Origin of the sequence: Pseudoxanthobacter sp., from assembly GCF_036822375.1 — a bacterium.
In the GTDB taxonomy this organism is placed as follows: domain Bacteria; phylum Pseudomonadota; class Alphaproteobacteria; order Rhizobiales; family Segnochrobactraceae; genus Pseudoxanthobacter.
Genome location: NZ_DAISHT010000285.1, coordinates 1 through 3,606 on the forward strand (window position 1 = coordinate 1; position 3,606 = coordinate 3,606).

At 68.7% G+C, this 3,606-nt stretch carries 3 protein-coding genes; 1 reads left to right on the forward strand and 2 read right to left on the reverse strand.

The window, feature by feature from the left end; all coding sequences use genetic code 11:
* A partial coding sequence (locus V7067_RS16510; protein ID WP_334176986.1) for a KUP/HAK/KT family potassium transporter occupies positions 1-520 on the reverse strand: 520 nt, incomplete at its 3' end.
* A 133-nt stretch (positions 521-653) separates the two neighbouring features.
* A complete protein-coding gene (locus tag V7067_RS16515; protein ID WP_334176987.1) occupies positions 654-2,207 on the reverse strand; it encodes an AAA family ATPase in 1,554 nt (517 codons plus the stop codon).
* A gap of 242 nt (positions 2,208-2,449) precedes the next feature.
* On the opposite strand from V7067_RS16515, the gene V7067_RS16520 reads away from it, so the two are divergent.
* Positions 2,450-3,606, forward strand: a 1,157-nt coding sequence (locus V7067_RS16520) for a glycogen/starch/alpha-glucan phosphorylase (RefSeq protein ID WP_334176988.1), incomplete at its 3' end; no start/stop codon positions are given.

Consider the following 3,606-nt stretch of genomic DNA (forward strand, 5'->3'; position numbering starts at 1 on the left):
CGAACCACAGCGTCATGATCGGGCCGAACAGCACGCCGATGCGGTGGGTGCCGGCGCGCTGGCTGACATAGAGCGCCAGCAGGATGGCGATGGTGATGGGCACCACCCACGCATCCAGCCCCGGCGCCACCAGTTCAAGACCCTCCACCGCGCTCAGCACCGAGATGGCAGGGGTGATGACGCCGTCGCCGAACAGCATCGCGGCCCCCAGCAGGGCCACGAACAGCAGGATTGCCTGCGGGCCGCGGCTGTATTGCTGCAGGTCCAGCAGTGTCGCCAGCGCCAGAATGCCGCCTTCGCCGTCGTTGTCGAGGCGCAGCACCAGCGTGACATATTTCAGGCTGACGGACAGCAGGATCGCCCAGATCATCAGCGACAGAACGCCGAGAACCGCGATATCCGATCCGCCGCTGCCCGCCGCCCGCGCCGCCTCGCGAAAGGCATAGAGCGGGCTGGTGCCGATATCGCCGAACACGATACCGAGCGCACCGATCGTTAGAGGCAGACGCCCCGATGACATCGATATCGTTCCCCTCGACCGATCCGCGCGCCGCCCGCCGCCGGGCCGGGAGGGCCGCTGGCGTGAGTCCGTCGCATTTTCACCATACTCGTTGCCACGACTGCGACCGCGCGGCAATGCGCAGGCGCATTCCTCAGGGCCATTCGCATGCGAATTTCTGCGGGCCTTGCAGACCGTTTATGCAGGCCGCAGCCACACGTTCCAGCACTTCGGCCGGGGTGCCTGCGGCATCAATGCGCACCCACCCGATGGCACCGGGATCGTGGCCCATCTGGGCCCGCACCACCCCGGCATCGGCATCCGAAGGGTCGGCACGGCGCTGTTCCACCCGCCCCACCAGCACCGCTTCCGGGGCATCGAGCCAGATGCCGGTGAAGGGCACGCCGGCCCGCGCGGCCACCGCCGCCACCGCCGCCCGGTCGGCCGGCCTGTCGAACACGGCATTGACGACCACCGCCTGCCCCGCTGCCGCCGCCGCCTGCGCGCCGGCCAGCAACTGGCCGTAGACCGCGGCGGAGACCGCAGGCCGGTAGGCCTCGGCCGGCAGGCGGGTACGGGGCGCCACGCGCAGCAGCGCCTTGCGCGTGCGGTCGCTGGAAATCTCCCGCGCGCCCGGCGCCGGGCCGAGAAGCGGCGCCAGCCCGCGCGCCACCGTGGACTTGCCCGAGCCGCTGAACCCGCCGATGGCGACGATGCGCGCGCCCCCGCGCGGCGCCAGCAGCCCTTCCGCCAGCCCCAGATAAGCCGCCGCCTCCGCCCGCAGCCCCGCTGCCGCCGGCCCGCCTTCCGCCGCCGCACCCCCGGCGATGTGGCCGCGCACCGTGGCGCGCATGGCCAGAAACAGCGGCATCAGCGCCAGACCGCCGCTGTCGCCGGCCAGATCGAGATAGCGGTTGAAAAGAACGTTGGCGGCCTCCCCAAGCCCGCGGTGGATGAGGTCCATCACCACGAAGGCCAGATCGTAAAGCACGTCGACGGTGGCCATGGCGTCGTCGAATTCGAGGCAGTCGAACAGCACCGGCTGCCCGTCGATGACGACGATATTGCGCAGATGCAGATCGCCGTGACAGCGCCGCACCCGCCCGGCGCGGGCGCGCGAATCGGCCAGACCGCGCAGCGCCGCCAGCCGCGCGGCCTGCGCGCCCGTCAGCCGCTCCACCGCCGCATCGCCGAAGAGCCGGCCGGAGGGCCGCAGGGCGCGGCGGTTGATCTCCAGCACGGCAGCAATGGCCGCGCTGCCGGAGGGCGGCGGCAGGCGCACCGGCGCGCGGGCATGGAAGCGGGCAATCTCGCCGGCCATGGCCTCCGCCAGCGCCGGCGTGAGCCGGCCTTCCGCCGCCAGCCGGTCTGCAAGCCCGGCCTCGTCGAAGCGGGCCATTTCCACAACGGCATCGGCGAGCGCGCCCGGCCCGTCGAATGCCAGACCGTCCGCCGCGCGCGTGATGCGCCGCACGCCGCGGTAAAGCGCCGGGGCCGTCAGGCGGTTGAGTTCCACCTCGCGCCCGCAACAGGCCAGACGTTTATCGGCCGTTCCAAGATCGACATAAGAAAGCCTGACAGCCTTTTTCAGCTTGTAGACCGTTTGTGCGCCAATGAAGAGCCGTGAGATGTGTGTCTCAACTGTGTGCGCCTCCGGCAGTTTTTCGTGCAGAAAGGCAATGACCGCGTCCTGATTTTCGGTCTGCATCTGGGCTCTCCCTGCCTGTGCCGGCGCCGGACGCCGCGGCAGCCCCTGAGACGGGCACTGTCATTGAGATGATGGCATACGCGTTGCATTGAAAGCGGGGGGCGACATTACGACCACATCCCATCTGCGAGGAGACGCTTTCCGCCGCCCCTGATTGAAGGCACTGTTCACCCTCGTCTCAAACCAGCCGACTGCCGCGGTCCGAGCCCGCCCATCGTCGATCCAGTGGAGGAACCCCAGCCATGTCGATCGATTCCCCGATCCCAGGCGAGACCGAAGGCGCCGCCCTCGGCGCCCATGTGCGCGCCGACACCGCGGAAAGCTTCCGCGCCGACATTCTCGACAAGCTCACCTACAACGTGGGCAAGAGCACCATCACCGCGAGCGACCGCGACTGGTTCGTGGCCACCGCCCTTGCCGTGCGCGACCGCATCGTCGACCGCTGGATCGCCTCCACCCGCGCCACCTACGAGGCGGAAGGCAAGCGGGTCTATTATCTCTCGCTGGAGTTCCTGATCGGCCGGCTGCTGTTCGATTCCATCTCCAATCTCGGCCTCACCGACGTGGTGCGCGAGGCGCTTGACGGGCTCGACGTCAGCCTCGACCAGCTGCGCAAGATGGAGCCCGATGCCGCCCTCGGCAACGGCGGCCTCGGCCGTCTGGCGGCGTGCTTCATGGAGAGCATGTCGACGCTGGCCATTCCCGCCTACGGCTACGGCATCCGCTACGACCACGGCCTGTTCCGGCAGGCGGTGAAGAACGGCTGGCAGCAGGAATATCCGGAAGACTGGCTTTCGTTCGGCAACCCGTGGGAATTCGAGCGGCCGGAAGTCGTCTACGACATCGGCTTCGGCGGCACGGTCGAGGCGGTCGCCACCTCCGAGGCGATGGTCAAGCACGTCTGGCATCCGGCCGACGTGGTGGAAGCGGTGGCCTATGACACCACCATCGTCGGCTGGCGCGGCAAGCATGTGAACACGCTGCGCCTGTGGTCGGCGCGCGCCTCCGATCCGCTGATTCTGGAAGCCTTCAACCGCGGCGACCACGTCGGCGCCTTCGCCAAGCGGATGAAGACGGAATCCATCTCCAAGATCCTCTATCCGAGCGACGAGACCCCGGAAGGTCAGGAACTGCGCCTGCGGCAGGAATATTTCTTCGCCGCCGCCTCGCTGCGCGACCTGCTGCGCCGCCACCTCAAGGCCTATGGCGATGTGCGCTCGCTGCCGGACAAGGTGGCGATCCAGCTCAACGACACCCACCCGACCATCGCGGTGGTGGAGCTGATGCGCATCCTCGTCGACGTGCATGAACTGCCGTGGGAAGAGGCGTGGGACATCGTGCAGCGCACGTTCTCCTACACCAACCACACCCTGCTGCCCGAGGCGCTGGAAAGCTGGCC

Coding starts and splice junctions, on each gene's coding strand:
- V7067_RS16515 (WP_334176987.1), bottom strand. CDS start 2,207: ATGCAGACCGAAAATCAGGACGCGGTCATTGCCTTTCTGCACGAAAAA.